The organism is Novosphingobium sp. HNCC26BN242, from assembly GCF_057180525.1.
Map to the genome: position 1 here is coordinate 1,289,106 of NZ_JBXUGM010000001.1, position 23,585 is coordinate 1,312,690.

Annotated in this window: 20 protein-coding genes; 8 read left to right on the forward strand and 12 right to left on the reverse strand. The window is 62.0% G+C overall.

What is annotated here, in order from left to right:
- Nucleotides 1-4 precede the first annotated feature (4 nt).
- Nucleotides 5-2,707: a TonB-dependent receptor domain-containing protein gene (locus AC2A1F_RS06065; RefSeq protein ID WP_484207836.1), complete on the reverse strand. Its 2,703-nt coding sequence runs from the start codon at nucleotides 2,705-2,707 to the stop codon at nucleotides 5-7.
- 70 nt (nucleotides 2,708-2,777) lie between these two features.
- Nucleotides 2,778-4,538: a CocE/NonD family hydrolase gene (locus tag AC2A1F_RS06070; RefSeq protein WP_484207837.1), complete on the reverse strand. Its 1,761-nt coding sequence runs from the start codon at nucleotides 4,536-4,538 to the stop codon at nucleotides 2,778-2,780.
- 136 nt (nucleotides 4,539-4,674) lie between these two features.
- Between AC2A1F_RS06070 and AC2A1F_RS06075 the strand changes: the two genes are divergently transcribed.
- On the forward strand, nucleotides 4,675-5,346 hold the full coding sequence (locus tag AC2A1F_RS06075) for a GntR family transcriptional regulator (protein ID WP_484207838.1): 672 nt from the start codon (nucleotides 4,675-4,677) through the stop codon (nucleotides 5,344-5,346).
- A 121-nt stretch (nucleotides 5,347-5,467) separates the two neighbouring features.
- Here the strand turns inward: AC2A1F_RS06075 and trhO are convergent, their stop codons facing one another.
- Nucleotides 5,468-6,409, reverse strand: a complete 942-nt coding sequence (gene trhO, locus AC2A1F_RS06080; protein ID WP_484207839.1) for an oxygen-dependent tRNA uridine(34) hydroxylase TrhO — start codon at nucleotides 6,407-6,409, stop codon at nucleotides 5,468-5,470.
- A gap of 47 nt (nucleotides 6,410-6,456) precedes the next feature.
- Nucleotides 6,457-7,095, reverse strand: coding sequence for a maleylacetoacetate isomerase (gene maiA, locus AC2A1F_RS06085; RefSeq protein WP_484207840.1), 639 nt, complete (start codon nucleotides 7,093-7,095; stop codon nucleotides 6,457-6,459).
- An 87-nt stretch (nucleotides 7,096-7,182) separates the two neighbouring features.
- Between maiA and AC2A1F_RS06090 the strand changes: the two genes are divergently transcribed.
- Nucleotides 7,183-8,373, forward strand: coding sequence for an aminotransferase (locus tag AC2A1F_RS06090; RefSeq protein ID WP_484207841.1), 1,191 nt, complete (start codon nucleotides 7,183-7,185; stop codon nucleotides 8,371-8,373).
- Nucleotides 8,374-8,491: 118 nt separating this feature from the next.
- Nucleotides 8,492-9,292, forward strand: a complete 801-nt coding sequence (locus AC2A1F_RS06095; RefSeq protein ID WP_484207842.1) for a M48 family metalloprotease — start codon at nucleotides 8,492-8,494, stop codon at nucleotides 9,290-9,292.
- 107 nt (nucleotides 9,293-9,399) lie between these two features.
- Here AC2A1F_RS06095 and AC2A1F_RS06100 read toward each other — a convergent pair whose 3' ends face one another.
- The 6 genes from AC2A1F_RS06100 to AC2A1F_RS06125 all read right to left on the reverse strand — a co-directional run bounded on the left by AC2A1F_RS06100 (nucleotide 9,400) and on the right by AC2A1F_RS06125 (nucleotide 16,502).
- The gene (locus tag AC2A1F_RS06100; protein WP_484207843.1) at nucleotides 9,400-10,002 is read right to left on the reverse strand and encodes a twin-arginine translocation pathway signal protein; all 603 of its coding nucleotides are present in this window, start codon (nucleotides 10,000-10,002) and stop codon (nucleotides 9,400-9,402) included.
- Nucleotides 10,003-10,103: 101 nt separating this feature from the next.
- Nucleotides 10,104-11,870: an SLC13 family permease gene (locus AC2A1F_RS06105; protein WP_484207844.1), complete on the reverse strand. Its 1,767-nt coding sequence runs from the start codon at nucleotides 11,868-11,870 to the stop codon at nucleotides 10,104-10,106.
- 64 nt (nucleotides 11,871-11,934) lie between these two features.
- Nucleotides 11,935-12,468, reverse strand: a complete 534-nt coding sequence (locus tag AC2A1F_RS06110) for a hypothetical protein (protein ID WP_484207845.1) — start codon at nucleotides 12,466-12,468, stop codon at nucleotides 11,935-11,937.
- Between the two features lie 277 nt (nucleotides 12,469-12,745).
- Nucleotides 12,746-14,029: an MFS transporter gene (locus tag AC2A1F_RS06115; RefSeq protein ID WP_484207846.1), complete on the reverse strand. Its 1,284-nt coding sequence runs from the start codon at nucleotides 14,027-14,029 to the stop codon at nucleotides 12,746-12,748.
- Nucleotides 14,030-14,079: 50 nt separating this feature from the next.
- On the reverse strand, nucleotides 14,080-14,889 hold the full coding sequence (locus AC2A1F_RS06120) for a 2-keto-4-pentenoate hydratase (RefSeq protein ID WP_484207847.1): 810 nt from the start codon (nucleotides 14,887-14,889) through the stop codon (nucleotides 14,080-14,082).
- A gap of 80 nt (nucleotides 14,890-14,969) precedes the next feature.
- Complete coding sequence (locus AC2A1F_RS06125) at nucleotides 14,970-16,502, reverse strand: UxaA family hydrolase (RefSeq protein WP_484207848.1); 1,533 nt, start codon at nucleotides 16,500-16,502, stop codon at nucleotides 14,970-14,972.
- A gap of 174 nt (nucleotides 16,503-16,676) precedes the next feature.
- Between AC2A1F_RS06125 and AC2A1F_RS06130 the strand changes: the two genes are divergently transcribed.
- The 5 genes from AC2A1F_RS06130 to AC2A1F_RS06150 all read left to right on the forward strand — a co-directional run bounded on the left by AC2A1F_RS06130 (nucleotide 16,677) and on the right by AC2A1F_RS06150 (nucleotide 21,801).
- On the forward strand, nucleotides 16,677-17,693 hold the full coding sequence (locus AC2A1F_RS06130) for a LacI family DNA-binding transcriptional regulator (RefSeq protein WP_484207849.1): 1,017 nt from the start codon (nucleotides 16,677-16,679) through the stop codon (nucleotides 17,691-17,693).
- A 120-nt stretch (nucleotides 17,694-17,813) separates the two neighbouring features.
- Nucleotides 17,814-18,452, forward strand: a complete 639-nt coding sequence (locus AC2A1F_RS06135) for an RpiB/LacA/LacB family sugar-phosphate isomerase (RefSeq protein ID WP_484207850.1) — start codon at nucleotides 17,814-17,816, stop codon at nucleotides 18,450-18,452.
- Nucleotides 18,453-18,480: 28 nt separating this feature from the next.
- Nucleotides 18,481-19,248, forward strand: a complete 768-nt coding sequence (gene kduD / locus AC2A1F_RS06140) for a 2-dehydro-3-deoxy-D-gluconate 5-dehydrogenase KduD (protein WP_484207851.1) — start codon at nucleotides 18,481-18,483, stop codon at nucleotides 19,246-19,248.
- The gene (locus tag AC2A1F_RS06145) at nucleotides 19,248-20,270 is read left to right on the forward strand and encodes a sugar kinase (RefSeq protein ID WP_484208181.1); all 1,023 of its coding nucleotides are present in this window, start codon (nucleotides 19,248-19,250) and stop codon (nucleotides 20,268-20,270) included. Before kduD ends, AC2A1F_RS06145 begins: the two co-directional genes overlap by 1 nt.
- Entirely contained in the window at nucleotides 20,257-21,801 is a 1,545-nt protein-coding gene (locus tag AC2A1F_RS06150; RefSeq protein WP_484207852.1) for a carboxylesterase/lipase family protein, read from the forward strand. The genes AC2A1F_RS06145 and AC2A1F_RS06150 overlap by 14 nt, the downstream gene beginning before the upstream one ends.
- On the opposite strand, the gene AC2A1F_RS06155 is transcribed toward AC2A1F_RS06150, so the two are convergent.
- Together AC2A1F_RS06155 and AC2A1F_RS06160 are read right to left on the reverse strand one after the other, a co-directional pair.
- Nucleotides 21,770-22,165, reverse strand: coding sequence for a cupin domain-containing protein (locus AC2A1F_RS06155; RefSeq protein ID WP_484207853.1), 396 nt, complete (start codon nucleotides 22,163-22,165; stop codon nucleotides 21,770-21,772). The two genes, AC2A1F_RS06150 and AC2A1F_RS06155, sit on opposite strands and share 32 nt — an antisense overlap.
- A complete protein-coding gene (locus AC2A1F_RS06160; RefSeq protein WP_484207854.1) occupies nucleotides 22,162-23,502 on the reverse strand; it encodes a pectate lyase family protein in 1,341 nt (446 codons plus the stop codon). The genes AC2A1F_RS06155 and AC2A1F_RS06160 overlap by 4 nt, the downstream gene beginning before the upstream one ends.
- Nucleotides 23,503-23,585: the final 83 nt, after the last annotated feature.

Genomic DNA, 23,585 nt, shown 5'->3' on the forward strand with positions numbered 1-23,585 from the left:
AGGGTCAGAACGACTTGCGCAAGGACACGGCAAACAAGCGGCCAATCGGGTCGCTGGCGCTGGCGTCATAGCCGCCACTGCCGTTGCCGCTGGGCGCGAGGTTCACATAAGGCGGGTCGATATCGAACAGGTTGCGCACTTCGAGGCTGAGCGTCATGCCCTTGTCGAAGAAGCCGGTCGCGTCTCGATCCCCGATCCGGTAGGTTAGGTTCAGCTCGATCGGCGTGTAGCTTTTCACCTGCTGACCGGCGGTGGTCAGATTGTTGAAATAGCCGTTGACATGGTTGGCCAGCACGCGCGCACTGAACGCGCCGTGATCCCATGTCACACTGCCGCGCGCACGGAACTTCAGCGGGTTGAAGATGAAGTTCAGCCGGTCAATCAGCGGGGCGGTGGGGGTCAGCGCCACGCGGTACTTGGTCAGATAAGTGCCTGATGCGCTAAACGTCAGCGCATCTTCGCCGCCCAGTTCGGCCCGCCAGCTGCCAATGAAATCAATGCCGCGCGTGACAGAAACGCCAAGGTTCTGGCTGCGTCCATCGACGAACAGCGTGACATTGGCCGCGCTGCCGCCGGGGAAGGAGCCACCCGCCAGCGTCACGCCCTGTGCCAGTAATTGCTGCACGCGGGTGGCCGCATCGGTGCCGCGCAGGATGATTCCGGTCCCGGCGTACTGCGCTTCCGTGCCCAGAATGGCGAGGTTCGACAGGTTGGCGAGCACCTGATTCTTGTAGTTCACATCCCAGTACGTCAGGCCGAAATGCAGGTTGGGCGTGGGATCGAAATCGATGCCGACCGACCATGACGTGGCCGTTTCCGGCTCAAGATCAAGGTTGGGGCCAGACAGCGCATAGCCCTGCAGCGGCGCGCCGCCGGCCGGATTCTGGTACGATTGGCCGAAGATGTTGTTGGAATTGCCATAGATTTCAGGGATCGTCGGCGCGCGGAATGATGTGCCATAGCTGCCGCGCAGCTTAACCCCATCGAACGGCACCCAGTTCACGCCAAACTTGGGATTGGTGGTGCCGCCTACGTCCGAATACTTGTCGTGGCGCACGGCGGCGTTGAATTCCAGACGCTGGAAGCCGCCCATCGCGTTTTCAGGGCCGAACACCGGCACATAGAGTTCGGCATAAAACGAATCGACCTTGCGCCCGAAGTTGCGGAACACAATCGGCGTCGTCGGGCCGCCACGGGCCGAGCCAAGCGCGACAGTGAAGTCTTGCCGTTCATACCCGGCCGCCAGTTTCACATCGCCGCCCGGTGCAGTGAACAGGCTGCCGTTGAGGCGGCCTTCATAAGTGCGCAACCGGCCATTGGTGGGGGCAAGAAAGATCTGGTTGGCAATGCCATTGAGCACGGCCTGGCTGGTGCGGCCAAGGCCATAGGGATCAAACGCAGTGTCGGGATTGCTGCTGGCCAGGGCGGCATTGAGCGCGGCATTGTTGGTGGCAAAGTACGATCCCGAAAAATCGTTGGTCTTGCCATAGCCGAACAGGGCTTCGGCTTCCCAGTCACCGGGCAGCTTGACCTTTACCCCCGGCGTGATCTGCCATGATTTGGCAAAGCCCGATGAATCGTTGGTCGGCAGATCATCGCGGAAATTGTAATCGAGCGTGTAGCTGGAGCCAGTAAAACCGGCGGGGCGCACGAAGAAGGCGTTGGTCTGGGGCACAGTGATCCGCGCGCTTGCAAAGGCCGATTTGCGATAAAATGAGCGCTTGGAATAAAACCCGTCGTAGAACACTTCCAGCCAGTCGCTGACCTCGAACCGGCCCGTGCTGTTGACCGAATCGTAGCGTTGTTCAGGGATCAGATCCTGATTGGTCAGCTCATCGCACTTGTTGAGCGATCCTGCGACCAAGCCTGCCGCGCCTGCCTGCGTAAGCCCGGATGCGGGGATGGCATAAGTGGTGCCGTTGGCGTTGATATTGCCCGGATCGCAACGAACAATGCGATAGTCCGTCCCACCAAAGCGGCGCTGATCGCTGGTGAAGAAATCGCGATCATCGCCTGACAGGTTCGAGCGTTCGATATGTTCATAGGCGACCATGATCTGCCCGCGATCAAACACTTTGCCCAGCGCAGCGCCCAGCGTGGTTTCATGGAAATCGCCACGGCTGCTAATGCCCTGGCGGGCCAGCAGTTCACCGCCATCCAGTGAACGGCGCGGGATGATGTTGACCACGCCTGCCACGGCATCCGAACCATAGATGGCCGAAGCGCCATCAGCGATGATTTCAACCCGCTCAACACCCAGCGAAGGAATGGTCGAGGGATCGATCGAGCGGCTGTTGTTGGTCACGCGGTGGCCATCGACGATGATCAGCGTGGCATAAGGCCCGATCCCGCGCAGGTTGACCGAGTTGCCGAAGGTGATGTTGCCGCTGCCGCCCGATTGCCCGCGCGAGTTTTCGGAGACGCCAAGATCGAAAACCTGCGGGATTTCGCGGATCATGCGGTCCACGGTTACCGCGCTTGATGTTTCGATGTCCTTGCGGCCTAGCGCCGTTACCGCCGCACCCACCGGCGCGGTGCCACGCACGCGGCTACCGGTTACGATGATCGCATCATCGCCGGGCGCGGCTTCTTCTGCGGCTTCCTGCGGAACGTCCTGCGCGTGAGCAGCCACTGGCAAAGCCAGCGCCAGCATGCTGGCACCCAAATTCAGCATGGCCTTGGCAGACCGATCAAGATTGCCCTTCATGTTCATTGCTCCTTCCCTGAGCCGTCAAACGCGGCTTCCACTTCCCCAAAATGCAAACGTCACTTCGTAATCATTGCGCCAGCGGCAGATCGAGGCGTGAGGCATCGGCCCCGCCATGGTGCACCGTGATGACCGGAGCCGGACTTTGCGCGATATCCTTCAAATTGCGCTGGCGCGGATCAGCACCGGCAATCGTCAGCCGCAGCCGCGCGCCCGCCGGAACCACGCGCGCGATCGGCGTCATGTCGATGTTCAGGCGCACCACCTGCCCCGGAGCCACAGGCAGGACATCGGCCTTGCGCCCCGGGTGGAATGGCAGGCCCATCGCCGCATAGGGTGCGCGGCCCTCAACGCGATGCGACAGCGCAAGCCGCCCGAAGGCCACGACCTCCGCCTTGCCCGTAGCATCCACCTGATCGAGATAGACGAACACGTGGGCATCAGATTTGTCGGCCGAAACCGCCAGATGTGCCACCGGAAAGCCGATGAGCTTGGCAGGCTTGGTCAAGGGCGCTGTGGTATAGCTCAGGCCCTTGTCGTCCATCGGCTTGGCCCAGAACGCGAAGTATTCAGGATCGGGCAGATCGTATTGCACGGTAAAGCTGTCCGCGCCTGCGCGCGCAACCTTGAGCATCAAAGTGCCATCGTTGACCGAATGCGCAGTGCCGCTTTTGCCGCCGCTGAGGAACCAGCCTTGCGGCGTGCTCTTCTCACCCGGCAGCGTGTCGGACGAGACATAGCCGCCCTTCCCATTTAACCCCTCGACCCAATAGGTCGCGCGTGGGACCTTGCCTGCCCCATTGCGACCAGCGCCAGCACTTTTCAGATGCAGATCGAAATACCGCGTAATCTCGCCGGTGAAATCGAACCCCGGCGGGGGCACGCAGTGGCTGCCCGGACCTGCCAGAAAGCGGCTTTCAGGGAAATTGGCCGCGCTCAGCAGCGATTGCGCGGTTGGTTCATCCTGCCAGTTGCTCCAGAAGTATGTGGCAATTCCAGCGCGGCGAATGGCATCGAGATAGTTGTAGGTGCCAACCTCTTCCCAGAAGGCATTGCCGGTAAAAGCCGAAACGCTGTCACGATAGGGCATGCCATACCACAGCGCCGCCATAGGCGTGTTGGCGGCATGTTCGGCCACGGCTGCGCGCAGCAGAGAGCCATCGGCATCGGCGTCCACCGGCACACTGGCCAGATCAACCTCGGGCGGCTCATCAGGCCGCGTGTTGAACTGCGCCGGTATCCCGCCCCGGCGCACGAAGGCGTACTTGTCGAGATCCGATGCGCCGATGAACACGGCCTTCAGCGATGGAGGGGCGGTGGACGCGGTATGGAAGGTGGAACCGCCAAGATAAGAACAGCCGATCATCCCCACCTTGCCGGTCGAAAACGATTGATTGGCCAGCCATTCGACCAGATCGTGGCCGTCCATCGCCTCGGTCCGGTCCTGAAAGCCGCGGCGGTGCCCGAACGAGGCGCCCTTGCCGCGAATGTCGGCCGTGGCCACAACATAGCCCGCGCGGATCAGGCTGCGCATGGCAAGCCGGTCATTCAGGGCCAGCTCCTCAACCTTGCCGTCCTTGTCCTTGAAGCGCGCGCGATAGGGGGTGAACGAAAAGATTACCGGCAGTGGCGCAGTCTCCGCCGCGCCATCGCGTGCCGGGCGATAAACATTGACTGCAAGCCGTGTGCCATCGCGCACCGGGACATAGGATGAGGTGCGAACAACATCGGGATAGGGCGCGGCCGACACAGCTTGCGCCTGCAAGGCAACAGGCGCAGCGGTCATACAAGCCGCCGCCATTACCGCTGCCAGGATCGGAGTCCTTATCACGCCATCTCTCCTGCGCGGATTCGATGTCCGCTTTGTTGCTGATCCTGTGATCGTTGAAGTGGCAAGCGCTTACAACTGAAAAATGGCTGATGATATTGTTGACAATATCGTTGATGCTGCGCGATAGGTGCATGTCATGCAAACGGGAAACCTCGAACCGCCGCGCGCGCCAACCGGCCCTGAAATCGCCGATTGGGTGCGCCAGCGCATCCGCACCGGGCGCTTCGTGCCGGGCCAGCGGTTGGTAGAGGTGGACATCATCCGCCAGACCGGGGCGAGCCGGTCCAAGGTGCGCGAGGCGTTAAAGCGCCTTGAAGGCGAAGGGCTGGTGGAGATCGAGGAGTTTCGCGGCGCATCGGTGCGCTCGTCAACGCTGGATGAAGTGCGCCAGATCTACCGCGCACGCATGGCGCTGGAGGGCATGGCCATGCACGATTTCACCGCAAGGGCCGATCCGGCCATGATCGCGCGGTTGCAGGATCTGCAAGACCAGCTTGACGCATGCGTAAAGGACCGTGCGCCCGACCGCTTTGGCCGGTTGAACAATGAATGGCACCGGCTGATCGTGGATGGATCGGGCAACAAAGTGATCGCCGATCACTTGCAGCGGCTTAACGTGCCGATCCACCGCCTGCTGTTCGAAAGCTTCTATGACGAAGAGCGGCTGAAAACCGCCAATGCCGATCATCGCGCCATGCTGGCGCTGATCGTGGCAGGCGATGCCGATGGCGCTGAACGCGCGATGCGCGCGCACATCGGCGATGGTTTCGAAACGCTCGCGCGGATTGAAAGCGAGTTTTACAGTTAAGGCTTGTTCTACAAACCCCGCTCACCCTGAGCTTGTCGAAGGGCGAAGGGTGTTTGGCGCAAGGTCATGTAGCATGCTTCGACAAGCTCAGCATGAGCGGGTTGGGTGGAGGATTTTGGGTCTAACCGTCCCCTTGCACCGCGCCGATATGCGCAAGGCCCCGCGCGCGTGCCAGCTTCTCCTGCCGGTCCCGCTCCCGCGCCGAGGCGCGCTGGTCATCGGTGCGTTCGTGATAACAGGCCGCACATGATACGCCGTCTTCATAAAGCGGCGATGCGCGACCCTCTTCGCTTACCGGGCAGCGACAGGCGCGACACAGCACGTGGGTGCCGGGCACAAGGCCATGCCCCACCGCCACACGCTCATCAAACACGAAGCATTCGCCATGCCACAGGCTCTGGCCGGGTGGCACTTCTTCCAGATACTTCAGGATGCCGCCCTTGAGGTGATAGACCTCTTCCACCCCTTCGGATTTCAGAAACGCGGTGGATTTCTCGCAGCGAATGCCGCCTGTACAGAACATGGCGACTTTGGGCGCTTTGCCCTCTCCCAGCAGCCGCTCACGCTCCCGCCGGAACCAGTCAGGAAAATCGCGGAACGAGCGCGTGCGCGGGTCGATGGCGCGTTCAAACGTGCCGACTTCAACCTCGTAATCGTTGCGCGTGTCGATCACGATCGTGTCGGGATCGGCGATCAGCGCGTTCCAATCCTGCGGAGCCACATAGGTCCCCACGCTGGCGCGCGGATCGATGTCCGGCTGGCCCATCGTCACGATTTCGCGCTTCACCCGCACTTTCATGCGGTAGAACGGCATTTCCGCCGCGCCCGAATATTTGATTTCCACCCCATCGCCGAACCGGCTGCGGATAAAGCCTGTCACTTGCGCAATACCTTGCGCATGGCCCGCAATTGTCCCGTTTATCCCCTCGCGCGCCACCAGCAGTGTGCCCTTGATCCCTTGCGCGCGGCATAGATCATCCAGCGCATCACGCAGGACCGCAGGGTCATCCACCATGGCAAAGTGATAAAGCGCGGCTACTGTGATCGGCTGATTGGTATTCATGGTGCGCCCCTTTAAGCGCGCAGGGCACAAATCGCCAGTAGGCGCGGCTAATCCGCCTCGGGCTGCATGGCAGGTGCGGTATCGGCGAAGGCTGGCAAGGCCATGCAAGCCTCTTCCACCTCTGCAATCCGCCCATAATCGAAGCGCGCACCAAACCGCCGCGCATTGCTGAGTTGCGGCACCAGCAGCACATCGGCCAGCGTCACCTGCGCGCCAAAGCAATAAGGGCCTTCGTGCGCGGCAATCAATGCGGCGCAGGCTTCAAGCCCACGTTCGATCACCTCGGCCGCCCACCGATCCACGCCCGCCTGATCCTGTCCCAGTGCTTTGACCATCTTGAGCACTTTGAGATTCTGGAGTGGGTGTATTTCACACGCCACCACTTGCGCAAAGGCCCGCACCCGCGCGCGTTCGAGCGGCCCTGCGGGCAGAAATGGCGGTTCGGGATAGACCTCGTCAAGGTACTCGCAGATTGCCATGCTTTGCATCAACGGCGCGCCATCCACCACCAGCGTGGGCACCACGCCTTGTGGATTGAGCGCCAGATAATCTTCGGCGCGCTGATCACCCTTGCGCAGGTCATGCGGCACGGTGTCCCAGGCCAGCCCCTTCAGCGCCAGCGCAATGCGCACGCGCCAGGTGGCGGTGGACCGCCAGAAACCATGCAGGACAATCCCTTGTGACACGCGGCCAACTCCTCTTCTGCGGGTGGCAGCGTAGCTGCCATCACACGCATTGCAACCATACGCGGCCAGAGGCTAGGCTTGGCGGCGATGACACAACCGCGCCTGCTCCCGCTATACGCCGATATGCCGGTGACAATCTTCGAAGAGATGTCCGGCCTTGCCCGCGCCACCGGTGCGATCAATCTGGGGCAGGGTTTCCCCGATGGTCCACCGCCGCCTGAATTGCTGGAGGCATTGGTGCGTGCCAGCGCGGAACAATCGCACCAGTATCCGCCGATGGCAGGGTTGCCCGAATTGCGCCGCGCGGTCTCCGCTTTCTATGCGCGCACGCAAGGGCTCAACCTGCCGCCGGAAAGCGTGATCGTTACCTCCGGCGCGACCGAGGCCGTGGCTGCGGCGATCTTTGCCGTTGTGCAACCGGGCGATGAAGTGCTGCTCTTCGCACCCGCCTATGATGCCTATGCCCCGCTGGTGCGCCGCGCGGGCGGGGTGCCGGTGTTCGTGCCGCTGCAACCGCCGTACTGGGCCTATGATCAGGTGGCAATCAGGGCTGCGATCACCCTGCGCACCCGTGTGCTGGTACTTAACGATCCGCTCAATCCCACCGGCACCGTCGCATCGCCCGCAGACCTGACAATGCTGGCCGACATTTGCACAGAGCATGATCTGTTCGCGATCTGTGACGAGGTTTGGGAGAATGTGCGGTTTGACGGTCAGACTCATGCCTCGCTTCTCGCCCAGCCCGGTATGGCGGCGCGCGCGCTGAAAATCGGATCGGCTGGCAAGATCTTTGGCGCAACGGGCTGGAAAGTGGGCTGGATCGTGGCCGCGCCCGATGTCGCCGCCGTGGTAGGGCGCGCGCACCAGTTCCTGACCTTCACCACGCCGCCGATGCTGCAAGCGGCCGTGGCCGAAGCACTGCATCACCCGGAAATTGCGCAAGGCTGCACCGCCCGCTGGGTTGAGAGCCGCCACGGCCTGATCAAGGCGCTGACCCGCGAAGGCTTCGCCCTGCTGCCCAGCGCCGCCACATGGTTCACCTGCGTTGATCTGCCCGCATCGGGCTTTGCGCTGGATGACCGGACCTTTGCCCTGCGCGCTGTTGAAGAAGCTGGCGTCGCCTCCATCCCGCTTTCGGCACTGTGGGAAGGCGCAAATGCCCCAACCCACATTGCGCGGCTGTGCCACTGCAAACCTGAGGCGATGCTGACGCAAGCGGTTGAACGGCTGGCACAGTGGCGGGATGCACTGGGGCGGGATGCACTGGGGCGAAGCTGAAAGCCATCTGGCCTGCTGCATTCGCCCCGAATCAGATTCAATTCCTGTGCCGAAGGCGCGCCTCGGCTTGCTGCGATGCAAAGCGGTCGCTAACCTTTCCCACAAGGAGAGAATACTCATGAAAAAGACCATCACATCACGGCGTCACGCTTCAACGCGGCGTGCATCATCGCTTTTGACCACTGCTGGAGCGGCTCTTGCCGGGCTGGCCACGGTCATGCTGGCAGCTTCTGCTCAGGCGCAGGGGCTTGGCGGCATATTGGGTTCGGCCAAAAAGGTGGTGCAAGCGGCCACAGTCTCAGACCAGCAGATGGTCGCTTATTTCTCGCAGATGTCCGTTGAACTGGACAAGCAAAACACCGTTGCGCCTGCCAAGAACCCCTATGCCGTGCGGCTGGCCAAGTTGACCAAGGGCCTGACCAGTTATGACGGGCTGAATCTTGATATCAAGGCCTACCTTGCCAAGGATGTGAATGCCTTTGCGATGGGCGATGGTACGGTGCGGGTCTATTCCGGGCTGATGGACAAGATGACCGACGATGAAGTGCGTTGCGTGATCGGGCACGAAATCGGCCACGTGAAGCTTGGCCACGGGCAAAAGCGCATGAAGATGGCCCTGCAGCAGGACGCAGCGCTCAGCGTGGCCAGCACGGCCAGCAGCGGCGTTGGCCGGCTTGCCAATTCGCAGCTTGGCGGGCTGATAAGGAACGTGGTCAACGCCCAGCATTCGCAGGCCGCCGAAACTGCGTCTGATGACTATGCACTCGGTTTCATGAAGGCCAAAGTCTATCCGCTGGCCGCCTGCCCTGCCGCGATGGACAAGCTGGCGGCGTTGGGCGGCGGTGGTGGCATCGCGCTGCTGCAAACCCACCCCGATCCGGCCAAGCGCGCCGCGCGGATGCGGGCACAGATCAAATAAGGCTCATTGCCCGATAAAGCTCGCCCCCCTCCCGCTTGCGGGAGGGGGTGGGGGTGGGCAACGCATTAAAGCGAGATACCGTCAGACAGTTGAACGGCTGAGCGGCGTCACCCCCCCTTGGCCGCCTTCATTTGCGCATCCCAATCGTCCCACGCAATCGCGCGGCCCGGATAGGCAACGCGCGCAAAGGGCCATTCCTTGGCCACCCATGCCTGCACCCAGGCGTAAAGCTGCGCATCGAAGCCTGCGTCGTAATCCGCCTTGGTCACCCACATCCTGACCATCGCATCGTAGCCCGGCACGCGGCTGGGCGAGACATAGACGCTTCCGCGTTCGCGTTTGCCATCAGGCGTCAGCACCCCATAGGCAAACGACTTGCGCGCCTTAAACCGCGCATGTTCGCCTTCCATGTCCTTCATTGCATCGGCATCGGAAATGCCGGGATGAGGCCAGCTCGTGCTGCGCGAAAAGGTTTTCTGCAGATGTTCGATTGACGACATGTAGGCGTCAAAATCGATCTTGACCAAATCCGGCCCCAGCGGAACCAGCTTGAAACCCGGCCCTTCCACCAGCGTCGGCACCTTGAAATCGGCCGGCACCAGCAGCGGCGCAGGTTTTGCCGCAGCCGCCATTTCAGATGTCTGCGCCAGCGACGGACTGCCCGCCAGAGCTAGCACCACCCACAATACACCCGCAATCCTCAAACCCATGAACCATGCTCCATCACAATCGACGGGCAGACATTCAACGCTGCACCGGGCATCACAATACGCCATTCGGCACCGACAGGTTCGGCAAGGGCGGATGAATTCTAAAGCGGCCACGACCACAGGATCAGCGGCGTGCCGATCAGCACCACCAGCAGTGATAATGGCGCGCCCAGCCTTGCGTAATCACCAAAGCGATAGCCCCCCGGCCCCAGCACCAGCGTGTTGCACTGATGGCCGATGGGGGTCAGGAAATCGCAGCCAGCGCCGATTGCTGTGGCAATCAGGAAGGCTTCGGGGCGATAGTGCAGCTGTTCGGCAAAGACTGCCGCAATCGGCGCCATCACCAGCACCGTGGCGGCATTGTTCAGGAACGGCGTGACCGCCATTGCCGCAACCAGAATCAGCGCCACTGCGCCCCATGCGGGCAGCTGCATCGCCAGATCGGCCAGCAAACGTGCAATCACGTCAGAAGCGCCGGTCGTCTGCAACGATTCGCTGACCGGGATCAGCGCGGCCAGCATGATCAGGATCGGCCACTCGATGGCCTTGTAGGCTTCGTCCGCAGGTAGGGCACCGGTGATCACGGTCAGGCTAGCAGCGGCGAAAAACGCCATGGCAGCAGGCACAACGCCACTGCCGGCAGCCACCATTGCTGCGGCCAGAATGACCAGCGGCAACCAGCGTGATTTGCGTGAACCCAGCCCGATCTTGCGCTGTGCCAGTGGCAGCGCGCCCATTTCTGATAGGCGCGCGGGCATGGTATTGAGCGGCCCTTGAAGCACGATCACGTCGCCTGCCTGCAGCACGGTATTGCCCGGCTTGCTGGCGATTGTCGCCCCTTCTCGCGAGATAGCGATCAGGTTAATGCCCAGCCGATCACGCATCTGCAACCGCCTTGCCGTGCGGCCGATTAACGCCGATTCTGCATGGATCACGGCTTCGATCACGCCAAGGCTATCGGCCTTACCCTGATCGTCCTTGTCACCACCTGCCAGGATCAGGCGATCAGCACCCACCACCCGCTCAAGCGTGTTCGGCTCTCCGCTAACGATCAGCACATCGCCTTCTTCGATGTGGATGCCCGGATCAACCGCCCCGCGCATATCGCCGCGGACCAGACCGGTGACCTCGATTTCGCTGTCATGCCGCTCCCGAAACGCAGCGACGGTCAATCCGGCCACGGGTGAGCCGGTGGTCACTTTCGCCTCGATCACATAGGACGATATGTTGATCGCCTCGTCCATGCCTTGCGCGGCATTGCGGTTGGTCGGCAGCAGCCGCCAGCCCACGCTTAAAAACACAAGCCCAACGGCCAGCAGCGCTGCGCCGGTGGGCAGATAGTCGAACATTCTGAACGGTTCGCCTGTCATCTCCTCGCGCACGCGGCTGACGATGATGTTGGGCGATGTGCCGATCAGCGTCGTCAGGCCACCCAGCAGCGAAGCAAAGGCCATCGGCATCAGATAGAGCGAGGGGGACGATCCGTTCTTGCGCGCCATCTGCACAGCGCCCGGCATCAGCATGGCCAGCGCGCCCACGTTTTTGATAAAGCCCGAAGCCACGCCCACGGCGGCCGACATGACCAGCATCTGCGTCTGTGGCCGCTTTATCCGCTGCGCCAGCGATTGCAGCAGCCCTTCGATCATGCCCGAACGCTGCACCGCCGCCGAAAGCACCAGCGCGGACCCGACGATGATGACGATATCGTCCGAAAAGCCGGAAAATGCGGCTTTGGGCGACACGACGCCAAGCGCAACCGCGCCTAGCAGCGCCATCACCGCCGTTACATCATACCGGAACCGTCCCCACAGGAACAAGATCATCATTCCGGCAAGCGTGGCCAGCGAAAGCCATTGGGCTGATGTCATTGAATATACGGGCTCATCCCCGCCTGAATGCCAAACTTAGGCCGAAGTTCCAAGCACGAAGCAATCAGACGAAGCGAAGTTCGCCCTGAACGGGGGATTTTCGGGATGGCGCAGGGGCGGCCATGCGGTGCGATAACAGGCAGCGTGCGATACCCTGCAACACATAAACCGCGTGGCGTTGCCCGCCCCGGTTTTCGTGATCCACCGCGAAACCTTTGTAATACCGGCGTAAAAGTCCTGCAGCCACCAGCTCGGACACAGCGCGGCTGAGATTGGTTTTGCCCGATGCCCGCACCCGCTCACGCACTTCATCCTCCACCAGCGCGGCAGCAGCAGCAGGGTCTGTTGGCATGCGATCTTCAAGGATCAGATCCGATTTCACCCGCTCTGCCAGAGCAATACGGCGCGGATCACGCCCGCCCATCGGGGCCAGACTGTCGCACAGGAAATCGCGCAAGGTCATTTCACGCCCACCCCGGCGCACAAACGGCCCCGCCTCTCCCCGGGCATCGGACACTTCGGCAATCAGGCTGAGCACCATGAAGGCATAGCGCGGGCGGGTGCTGGCCTGCGCAAGGCAATCCAGCAGCGATGACACCGGGCTGGGAGAGCCGGAGCCAGAAGCACTAGCAGAGGGAGCGGATGAACCGGGGAGGATCGCTGCTTGGAACATTTCGTGATTCAACAAAGCACATAACAGGATTCCTGTGAATCCCTTCCGTGCCCGTCATCACCCGAAATCCAACATTTGTCCTCTGTGACACTTTGCCCGGGGGTAAAGTGTCACGCGCGGCCCTTTATGGTAGATTTGGTGCCGCTTGAACGCAGTTAGGTGCATCTTGGTGCAGTTCAGAAAAACGCTTGGAAAGCCCCGGTCAAACTTTCGCAGGAGCCAGTCTGGGCGCCAGCAGATGCACCACACCAAGCGCGGCGAAATAGGCTCCGGCACAGATCCCGAACAGGATTTCATAGCTGCCGGTGGTGTCCAGAATATATCCCGTGAACAGCGCCATGCCCATGCCACCCAGCGCGCCCAGTGTGCCGCCGATCCCCACGACAGAACCCACCGCACCACGCGGGAACATATCCGATGGCAAAGTGTAAAGATTGGCCGAAAATGCCTGATGCGCGGCGGTGGCAAGGCCAATGATCAGCACAGCGCCCCATACACTGTCGATGCTTTGCGCAAACCAGATCGGCAGGACCGCAAAGGCACAAAGCAACATCGTGATCTTGCGCGCAAAGTTGGGCGTGCGCCCAGCCTTTATCAGCCGCGACGACATCCATCCGCCAAAGATCGAACCGCCATCGGAAATCAGGTAAATCGCCGCCAGCGGCAGGCCGAAAGTCTTGAGGTCCATGTCATAGCGTTCGAAAAGATAGCCGGGCAGCCAGAACAGGAAGAACCACCACACCGGATCGATCAGGAACTTGCCCAGCGCATAGGCCCAGGTCTCCCGCACGGTCAGCAGGCGGTTCCACCCAATAGCTTCCACCGGATCAGCCGGGTCCTGCTGAATCCACGCCAGTTCGGCGGGCGATACCTTCGGGTGTTCCGAAGGATGGCGATAGATCAGCCACCACGCCACCAGCCACAGCACGCCAAAGATGCCGGTGACGAAGAATGCCGCGCGCCACCCGAACCACAGGACCAGCACCGGCACCAGCAGCGGGGTGATGATTGCGCCCACGTTTGCGCCGGCATTGAACAATCCGATGGCATATGCGCGTTCACGCTGTGGGAACCAGTCTGTGACCGCGCGAATGCCTGCGGGGAAATTGCCGCTTTCGCCCAGCCCGAGGCCAAAGCGTGCAGCAGCGAAGCTCATCAGGCCGCTGGCAAAACCATGTGCCATGTGCCCTGCGGTCCATATGATGATGGCAACGGTATAGCCCAGCCTTGCGCCGACAACATCAACGATGCGGCCAAAGCCGATGTAGCCGATGGCATAAGCGGCCTGAAACCAGAACACGATGTAGGCAAAGTCCGTCTCGCTCCACCCGAATTCAGCCACCAGCGTAGGCTTCAACACGCCGATCATCTGCCGGTCGATGTAATTGACCGCCGTTGCCGCAAAGAGCAGCGCCACGATCACCCAACGATAGCGGCCCGCCTTGGCGGCGGCGGCATCAAGCGCGGGGGCGGAACCTTGGACCATCAGAACTCTCCCATACGGGCACCCGGCTTTGCCCGGTCTGCCCTTCGCTCTTAACGCGGGGCCGCAGCGACCACGCTGCAGCGCAGATCGCCGCAACCTTCGAATATGGCGCGGAAGGATTGGCCCACCGCAATTTCATGCACGCCTGTAATCGCGCCGGACGATACCCACAGGCCGTCCGACACATCAAAGCCGCGCGCAATCAGGTTGGCCAGCAGGAACCGCACTGCGCCATATGGACCATCAAGCATGGTAGCGGCGGTTGCTGCACCCACTTCCACGTCATCAATCTTGCTGCGCACCATGATGGCGCACAAGTCGAGCGTCTGCCAGCCTTCGAGCCGCGCACCGCGCACCAGCCCTGCATTGTTCCCGAAATCAGACACAGTCACCAGCGGGCCATCGGTATTGATACCGGGATAGGGTGAGCTGGCAATTTCAATGCCGAGCCGCACGTCATCCACAATGGCGATGGTTCCGGCATCATCGGTGGGCACCGCGCCACTAAATCCTGGCGCTACATGAAGCAGCAGTTCAGCCTCTGCCGCCGCGAAACCACCGGCAAACACCGGCATCGGCGGGGATTCATCTGCTACCGCATCGATGATGCTATCGGCAAAGATCGGCCCGGCAAGGCGGTTTGCGCCATACTGGCTGTCAAGCGGAGCATTGATCCGGCCAACCTTCCATCCGGCCACCATGCGGGCGTCAATGGCAATGGCGCGGTCCTGCACGGTATAGGCCGCAGCCAGATTGCGCGGGGCAACGCCGGGGTAGACCGGCAGCGCGCGCGCAGCGTGGCGGGCACCCACAAAGGCCTTCGCGACATGATCCGCGCTCTTGTTCAATTCGATCCCCATCCCTTGGTCCTTCATTCGTCCGGCTGCGTATAGGAAACCGGTGTCATTCGCAAGTGGCTGCGCTTTGGCAGCCGTTTCAATTAGAGCGTTACGCCCCTTTTCCAGATGGCGATGGCGCGCTGCCCACCGCGTTCAGCGGCGGTTTTCTGCCCGCTGGCGATAGCAAGCAGCGTGGCGAGAAAGGCCGCATCCGCAGCCTCAACACCTTCATCAAGCACGCGCGAAGCATCGAAATCGATCCAGTGCGGTTTGGCCTGCGCCAGCGTGCGATTCGATGCAATTTTCACGGTTGGCGCCGGAAAGCCAAGCGGCGTGCCGCGACCGGTGGTGAAAAGCACCAGCGTGGCCCCCGCGGCGGTCAGCGCGGTTGAGGACACCGCATCATTGCCCGGCGCTTCAAGCAGGGCAAGACCGGGCACGCGCGCTTGATCGCCATAGGCCACCACGCTGCACAACGGTGCGCCGCCAGCCTTTTGCACGGCACCTGCGGACTTTTCCTCCAGCGTGGTAATGCCGCCCGCGATATTTCCGGGCGAGGGATTTTCCGAAACGGGAAGCCCCTGATCAAGATAGTACCGCTTGAACCCGTTCACCAGCGCAGCTGCGGTATTGAACGTCTGTGGGTCCACGGCGCGGTCCAGCAACGCTTGTTCAGCACCAAATATCTCAGGAATTTCGGTCAGAACCGGAGTCCCGCCCGCTGCTGCCAACACATCGGCAAAGCGGCCCAGCAGGGGATTGGCGGTGAGGCCGGAAAAGCCATCCGATCCGCCGCATTTGAGGCCCACTGTCAGGGCGGAAAGCGGCAGGGCTTCACGCTGCGCCTGCGCTGCTTGCTCCACCAATTGGTCGACCAGCACCGCCGCCTCTGCCAGTTCATCGCCCGCGCCTTGTGAAGAAAGCGTCCGAACTTTGCCATGCAGTTCAGCGGGAATGGCATCCATCAGGTCGGCCAACTGGTTCGATTCGCAGCCCAGCCCCAACAGCAATACCCCCGCCGCATTGGGATTGGCGGCAAGGCCCGCCAGCAACGCGCGCGTGCCGCCAAGATCATCGCCCAGTTGCGAACAGCCGTGCGGGTGCGCAAAGGCGTGGATGCCATCGATCCGCCCTTGTGCAATCAGTGTAGCGTGGCGAACTTCTGCGGCGCGGGCGACTTGTTCTGACGTCAAACCGACGCAGCCGACCGTGGGCAGAATCCAGATCTCGTTGCGCGTGGCAGCGCGGCCATCGCCGCGGAGATAGCCCTGCCACATCATTGCGGCATCTGAGGCGCACTGGACAGGCGCTTTGGCTTTGGTGGCAGGCGGCGCATAGGCCACCTCTCCTACCAGCGCCGTGGCCAGATTGTGGACATGAACATGGTCCCCCACCGCAATCGCTTGCGTAGTGCAGCCGATGGGCAGGCCATACTTCATCACCGACACGCCCGGTTCATGCGGGACAAGCGCAAACTTGTGCCCGCGTGCAACCGCCGCGTTCAAGATGACGTTCGTGCCATTCACCCGCACAACCGCTCCCGCCGCAAGATCGCGCAGGGCCACGGCCACGCCATCTGCGGCATGGATTTGCAGCGCCTCGGGCAGAACATCGAGGATCAGGGCGTCCGGCATGGACAAGCGACTCTCCTGTGAGGTGTGCCGCCATCGATAGCGCTTAGGTAACCGGTGTCAATTGCCGATGAATGCGCTGCCATTGCAAAGATCGGGGCGATAAGGCTAGGACGGAAATGTTGATGACACCGGTGTAAGCCATCGGCAGCCCAACAGGATCGATCGGGGACGGGCGTGAAAAAGGCAAAGGACGGCAAACCGACGATCAACGATGTTGCGCGCATCGCCGGCGTATCCAAAAAGACTGTCAGCCGCGTGATCAACCGTTCACCCCTGCTGAACGAAGCCACGCGCGAAAAGGTTGAGGCGGTGATTGCTGACCTTGGCTATGTGCCCAACCCGCAGGCGCGCGCGCTGGCGCTGCGGCGCAACTTCCTGATCGGGCTGATCCACGACAACCCGAACGCACAGATGGTGCTGGGGGTGCAGGAAGGCATTCTTTCGGCCATCAGCAACACCGAGTTCGCGCTGGTGGTGCGCCCGGTAAACCGCCGCTCGCCCGATATGCTGGAAGATGTGCGCAGCTTCCTTGAACAGCAGCGGCTTTATGGCGTGCTGCTGCTGCCGCCGATTTCCGAAAACGATGCGCTGGCAGATCTGTGCGAGGAACTGGGCGTGGCCTGGGTGCGGATGGGTTCGGTCAAGCTGGATGAGGACCAGCACATGGTCGCATCGAACGACCGCGAGGCCGTGGCCAAGGCGGTAGCCTATCTGATTGGGCGCGGGCATCGGCGAATCGGATTTGTGGCGGGGCCAGAAGGCTTCCGCTCTGCCGCCGAACGCGCGCTGGGCTATCGCGATGCGCTGGAAACGGCGGGCCTGGCCATCGACGCGGCGATCATGGCCGAGGGCAATTACACCTTCGAAACCGGCATTGCTGCGGGGGATAAGCTGCTGGCCGCATCGCCCCGCCCCACCGCCATCTTTGCCAGCAACGATGAAATGGCCGCAGGCGTGCTTCATGCCGTGCGCAAGCAGGGGCTTTCGGTGCCCGAAGACCTGTCAATCGTGGGCTTTGACGATACCGCCATCGCCGCACACATCTGGCCTCCGCTCACCACGGTGCGGTGGCCGATTCAGGACATGGCCAGATCAGCCGCGATCAAACTGATCGATCCGGCAGAAGCCCGGCGGCAACCATCGCACTTCCTTTCCGACCTGATCGAACGCGCTTCTGTAGCATCCGCCTGAAGCGCTTTTGCGCAAACGCCAAAATCCGGCTTGCACGAATTTATGACACCGGTTACCTAGCAATCAACTTTGAAACGAACAGGCTACCGGCGCCGGATGCCGGAGCGAGAGGAATCCCCCATGAAGATCGCGCTCATCATTGAAAACAGCCAGGCCGCCAAGAGCAGCATTGTCCACGACGCGCTGACCGCCGTGGCCACGCCGCTGGGCCATGAAGTCCACCACTACGGAATGTATGCGGCTGACGACAAAGCTTCGCTCACCTATGTGATGAACGGCGTGCTGACGGGCATCCTGCTCAATTCGGGCGCGGCTGACTTTGTAGTGACCGGCTGCGGCACCGGCATGGGATCGATGCTGGCGGCCAATGCCATGCCCGGCGTGTTCTGCGGGCTGGTGATCGATCCGACCGACGCCTTCCTGTTTGGCCAGATCAACGATGGCAACGCCATTTCCATGCCTTATGCCAAAGGTTTTGGCTGGGCGGCAGAGCTGAACCTCCAGGATTGCTATGCCAAGCTGTTCGATGGCGAACGCGGCCTTGGCTACCCGCGTGAACGCGCCGCAATCATGGCCACCAATCGCGGCATCCTGAAGGACCTGAAGGCAGCGGCCTGCCACGATATGCTGTCCGTGCTCAAGACCGTTGATCAGGACCTGCTGAAAGCCGCCATTGCGGGCGAAAAGTTTGCCGAGCTGTTCTATCCCAACTGCAAGGATGCGGCGATTGCCGACTATCTGCGCGGTCTGACTGCCTGACAAACAGGCAGCGGGGAGAGGATAGGGCATGAGCAACTTTGATCTTTCGGGCCGCGTCGCGGTCGTCACCGGCGCGAACACCGGCATCGGGCAAGGCATTGCCGTGGCCTTGGCCGAGGCAGGCGCGGATATCGCCGCTGTGGGCCGCACCCCGGCTGAAGAAACCGCAGCCATGGTGCGCGCGCTGGGCCGCAAGTGCGAACTGGTAGGCGCTGATCTTTCCACCATCGCGCCGGTCCAGACCGTGGTCGATTATGTGAAGGAAACGCTCGGCGGGCTGGATATCCTCGTCAACAATGCCGGGATCATCCGCCGGGCCGATGCGGTGGAGTTTACCGAGGAAGACTGGGACGCTGTGATCGACACCAACCTCAAATCGGTGTTCTTCCTTTCGCAAGCCGCCGGTCGCCACATGATCGCCCACTGCGAAGCCACCGGGCAGCGCGGCAAGATCATCAACATCGCCTCGATGCTCAGCTTTCAGGGTGGCATCCGTGTGCCCAGCTACACCGCCAGCAAGAGCGGCGTTGCTGGCCTGACCAAGCTGCTCGCCTGCGAATGGGCGGCCAAGGGCGTGAACGTGAACGCCATCGCGCCCGGCTATATCACCACAAACAACACGGCCGCGTTGCAGGGCGATGAAACGCGCAACCGCCAGATCATGGAGCGCATTCCCGAAGGCCGCTGGGGCGCGCCATCGGACATTGGCGGGGCCGCGGTGTTCCTGGCCAGCAGCGCTGCGGACTATGTGCAGGGGCATGTGCTGGCCGTGGACGGCGGGTGGCTGGCCCGCTGATGCGTGGGCCTTTGTCTGGGCACGTCGTCTGCTTTGGCGAGATGCTGCTGCGGCTTTCGCCGCCCGGCGCCAGGCTGATGGTGCAGGCACAAAGCCTCGACATGGTCGTGGGCGGGGCGGAGGCCAACGTCGCCGCAGCGTTGGCCGCGCTGGGGCACGAAGCGCGGATGGTGACGCTGCTGCCCGATACGCCGCTGGGTGAAAAGGCGCGCGCCGAGCTTGGCGCGGCAGGTGTGAATACCCGGTTCGTGGTACGCAGCTCTGGGCGCATGGGGCTCTATTTCATGGAGCCGGGCGCGGGGCTGCGGCCTTCATCGATCACTTATGACCGGGCAGGATCGGCCTTTGCTCTTGCCGATGCAGCGGCGTTCGATCTGGCAGGCGCGCTGGAAGGCGCGGCTATGCTAAACCTGTCGGGCATCACGCCCGCTTTGGGACCAAACGGCGTGGCGCTGGCCCGGGCAGCAGTGGCTGCTGCGCAAGCGGCAGATGTGCCGATCTGCATTGATGGCAATTACCGCGCACAATTGTGGGAAAGCTGGGACAGCGATCCACGCTCTGTGCTGAACGAACTGGTCAGCGCGGCCAGCGTGCTGATCGGCAACCACCGCGACATTTCGCTGCTGCTGGGCACGACGTTCTCCGGCGATGGTGCAGAGCGGCGGCGCGAGGCGGTGGATGCAGCATTTGCCGCCTTCCCGAACCTAGAACTGGTAGCATCGACCGCGCGCCACGTGGTGTCAAGCGATCATCACCGCCTTGCCGCGCGCGTTGATACCCGCACCGCAAAGCACCAGACCGCCGAGATTGACATTACCGGCATTGTCGACCGCATCGGCACGGGTGACGCCTATGCTGCAGGCGTGCTGCACCAGCTTCTTTGCGGCGGCGATGCGCAGGCTATGGCGGAATGCGGGCTGGCGCTGGCCGCGCTCAAGCATTCGCTTCCGGGTGATTTCTGCCTGATCGGCGCGGATGAATTGGCCACATTTTCAGCGCAAGGCGGCGATGTCCGCCGTTGATCTGACGCGGCGTGGCCTGCTTGGTGCAGGTGCAGCGTTTGTGGCTGGACCGGTTCTGGCAAAGACGCGCGATCCCCAAGTTGCGCGTTTCACCGGTCTGCGCGAGGAGGGCGTTTTGGCCTTCAAGGGAATCCGGTATGCCCGCGCTGCACGGTTCGAACGCGCGGTGGCCGAGCCGCTGAATGGCTCGCCGATAAAGGCACAGGCCTGCGCAGCCATCGCCCCGCAACGCGGCAATCCTGACGTGCCGCAAAGCGAAGACTGCCTGTTCCTCAACGTCTGGACGCCCGACGCGAACCATAATGCGCGCCGCGCGGTCATGGTCTATTTCCACGGCGGGGCCTATGCCAATGGCACCGTTACCGATCCTTTGACGCACGGCGGAAAGCTGGCGGCGCAGGGCGATGTCGTGGTGGTGACCGTCAACCACCGGCTCAACGCGCTGGGCTATGCTTGGCTCAAACCCTTCGGCCCACGCTTTGCCGACAGCGGCAATCTGGGGCAGCTCGATCTGATCCTCGCGCTCAAATGGGTGCGGACACATATCGCCGAATTCGGCGGCGATCCGGCGCGCGTGATGGTGTTCGGCCAATCAGGTGGCGGAGCCAAGATTGCCACGCTGATGGCAATGCCCGCCGCCAAGGGGCTGTTCCACAGCGCCGCCACGATGAGCGGGCAACAGGTCGTCGCCAGTGGCCCTGGCAACGCCTGGAAACGCACGCAGACGCTGTTTGCCGCGCTGAAACTGCAAGCCAGCGATGTAGAAATGCTGCGCACGATACCGGTACAGCAATTGGTGGAAGGCCTCGCCGCCACCGACCCCGTGATCGGCGGTTCGCTCTATTTCGGGCCAGTTCTCGACATGACCAACCTGCCGCGCCACCCATTCTGGCCCGATGCCGCGCCGCAATCGCGGCAGATCCCGATGATCCTTGGCAACACGCGCGATGAAACACGCGCCTTCATCGATCCACGCGGACCAAAGCTGCAAGGGCTGGATTGGGACAATCTTGCGACGCGTATCGCGCCGGAAATCAAGATAGACCTCGATGTCACTTGGGTCGTTTCGCAATATCGCGCGCATTATCCAGACTGGACGGCGCAACAGGTGTTCTATTCGGCCACCACGGCGGGCCGATCATGGCCGGGACAGGTGATCGAGGCCGACGAGCGCGCCAAGGCGGGAGCGACGGCGACATGGGTTTATCAACTCGACCGCCGCTCCCCGCTCGATCCCATGCGCGGTGCGGCGCACACCGATGATATTCCCTATGTGTTCGGCACGCTCGATGGGCCGGGGAGCATGAGCGGCACCGATAGCGGTGCGCAAGCCACCAGCAGGTTGCTGATGCAAGCCTTCACAGGCCTTGCCAAAACGGGCCTGCCGGGCCTTGCCGCTTGGGTGCCCTATACCCTGCCCGACCGCGCCACGCTGGTAGTGGGCGACGGTCAGGTAGAGACGGTGAACGACCCGCGCGGTTGGGAGCGCGAACTGTGGTCTATTGCGCCTTACGTTCAACCGGGTAGCTGATGATCAGCGCCAGCGGCGCGTCGCCCGTCTGCCATATGCCAACGAACGCGCCTTCATACAGGTAGGCGGTCATGCCCTTGGTCAGCACAGCACGCTTCCCGTCGGAAACGACCTCACCCTCACCCTCCAGGACATAATAAACCTCGTCATGCGCAATCGGGTGTTCGCCAATGGCGGCTCCCACATCGAGTGTGCGGCGGCGGAATTCCATGCGGCGCGGTTGCGGCGCAAAATCGCTGATGCGCCATGCTGTGCTCATGCCGATGGCACCGTGCGGCGGCGGCTCGCGCCGCACGGTATCGGCCTCATTGATCACCGCCATCGGCGGCGCTGCCGACATCAACATGGCCAACAACACGCTCATTGCGCGCGCATCGCAGCATCGCGAGTTGAGAGTTTTTCCTGCGCGCCGGCTTTCTGGCCCGGATAGCGCCCTGACTTGGGGGTCATCGTATCAAGGTGCCAGTCCGCATCATTGAACGGCGCGTGGGTCGGCACCGGCTTCGGATAGCCACCCACTTCGCTTTCATCGTCGATAATGTCGCCGCGCCCCTCCGCCACGAAAAACAGCACGCGGATATCATCGGGGGCGCGGTCCCAAGGCCTCGCACCCACGGTTTGCAGAACCGAGGTCTCGACTTCGCCCGATGGCAGCACAGTGTAGCGCGATAGGTCGGCCATCGGCACCTTGGCCGTGATCAGCTTTGCCTCCGTTTCGCCATAGCGGCCGAATTGCGGCAGCGGATTGCCGTGCCGATCCACCGCGCGGTTGTCCTTGCCGAAATACTTGAGATCCCCGTCGCCGCCGAGCATCAAAAACGGCATACCCGGATCGGTATCATTCCCACCGCGCATTACATTGCCCACTGCGGTGATCTCACCGGTCACATAAGGGTAGCCCTGCCATTCCAGATTCATCAGGTTGTAATGCACCGCGCGGTGGCCGGGATTGTAGATCACATTGTTGATCATGGTTACCTGCGCCCCGCCCTTCACCAGTGGCGCGCGTTCCACGTTGTGCGCCCAGACATTGCGGTAAAACGTTATATTAGTTGCATTATCGTGGATGAGTGAGCCTTTGGAATGTTCGCCCTTGGGGTGGCTCGAATTGGCAAGGCCTTCTGCGGCGATGTTATCGCGGAACACCACATCATGGCTGGTCCCGGCGCGCCATTCCGCCAAGGTATTGCCGGTAAAGCGCGGGCCGGAGGCCGACATGTTTTCATCCACCCCCCACAGAAAGCTGCAATGTTCCACCACCACATTGTGCGCCGCAACGCCGGAAAAGGCATCGGCTTCCCAGCCTGAAAGCTTGGCCTGCCCATCGGCTCCCGTCATCACGCGCAAATGCGAAAGCACCACATCGTGCGTCTTCAGATCGATCCCGCCCTTGATCAGCGTGATGCCGGGTGAAGGCGCAGTTTGGCCTGCCACTGTCAGATAAGGTTCTGTAATCGCTATTGAATCTCGGCCAAGATCAATCACCCCGCCCACTTCGAACACCACGGTACGCGGTCCCTTGGCGGCAAGCGCTTCTGTCAGTGACCCCGGGCCAGACTTTGCCAGCGTCGTCACACGGATGATTCGCCCGCCTGCACCGCCCTTGGTCGGATCAGCAGGATGGGGTTCCGCATGTGCGGTACCATTCACAAGGGTAATGGCAATGGCGGAAATGCAGGCTTTTTGCAGGTACTTGTGCATCTTCGACTCTCCCAATGTCATGGTTATTGACAGAGCAGCGGCTTGAGGGCAATAAATAATGACACCGGTTACCAAAGGCGACA

Bases quoted from the DNA above. Each gene is read 5' to 3' on its own strand.
- AC2A1F_RS06065 (WP_484207836.1), bottom strand. From the start codon at position 2,707: ATGAAGGGCAATCTTGATCGGTCTGCCAAGGCCATGCTGAATTTGGGT.
- AC2A1F_RS06075 (WP_484207838.1), top strand. From the start codon at position 4,675: ATGCAAACGGGAAACCTCGAACCGCCGCGCGCGCCAACCGGCCCTGAA.
- trhO (WP_484207839.1), bottom strand. From the start codon at position 6,409: ATGAATACCAATCAGCCGATCACAGTAGCCGCGCTTTATCACTTTGCC.
- AC2A1F_RS06090 (WP_484207841.1), top strand. From the start codon at position 7,183: ATGACACAACCGCGCCTGCTCCCGCTATACGCCGATATGCCGGTGACA.
- AC2A1F_RS06095 (WP_484207842.1), top strand. From the start codon at position 8,492: ATGAAAAAGACCATCACATCACGGCGTCACGCTTCAACGCGGCGTGCA.
- AC2A1F_RS06100 (WP_484207843.1), bottom strand. From the start codon at position 10,002: ATGGGTTTGAGGATTGCGGGTGTATTGTGGGTGGTGCTAGCTCTGGCG.
- AC2A1F_RS06105 (WP_484207844.1), bottom strand. From the start codon at position 11,870: ATGACATCAGCCCAATGGCTTTCGCTGGCCACGCTTGCCGGAATGATG.
- AC2A1F_RS06115 (WP_484207846.1), bottom strand. From the start codon at position 14,029: ATGGTCCAAGGTTCCGCCCCCGCGCTTGATGCCGCCGCCGCCAAGGCG.
- AC2A1F_RS06120 (WP_484207847.1), bottom strand. From the start codon at position 14,889: ATGGGGATCGAATTGAACAAGAGCGCGGATCATGTCGCGAAGGCCTTT.
- AC2A1F_RS06125 (WP_484207848.1), bottom strand. From the start codon at position 16,502: ATGCCGGACGCCCTGATCCTCGATGTTCTGCCCGAGGCGCTGCAAATC.
- AC2A1F_RS06135 (WP_484207850.1), top strand. From the start codon at position 17,814: ATGAAGATCGCGCTCATCATTGAAAACAGCCAGGCCGCCAAGAGCAGC.
- kduD (WP_484207851.1), top strand. From the start codon at position 18,481: ATGAGCAACTTTGATCTTTCGGGCCGCGTCGCGGTCGTCACCGGCGCG.
- AC2A1F_RS06145 (WP_484208181.1), top strand. From the start codon at position 19,248: ATGCGTGGGCCTTTGTCTGGGCACGTCGTCTGCTTTGGCGAGATGCTG.
- AC2A1F_RS06150 (WP_484207852.1), top strand. From the start codon at position 20,257: ATGTCCGCCGTTGATCTGACGCGGCGTGGCCTGCTTGGTGCAGGTGCA.
- AC2A1F_RS06155 (WP_484207853.1), bottom strand. From the start codon at position 22,165: ATGAGCGTGTTGTTGGCCATGTTGATGTCGGCAGCGCCGCCGATGGCG.
- AC2A1F_RS06160 (WP_484207854.1), bottom strand. From the start codon at position 23,502: ATGCACAAGTACCTGCAAAAAGCCTGCATTTCCGCCATTGCCATTACC.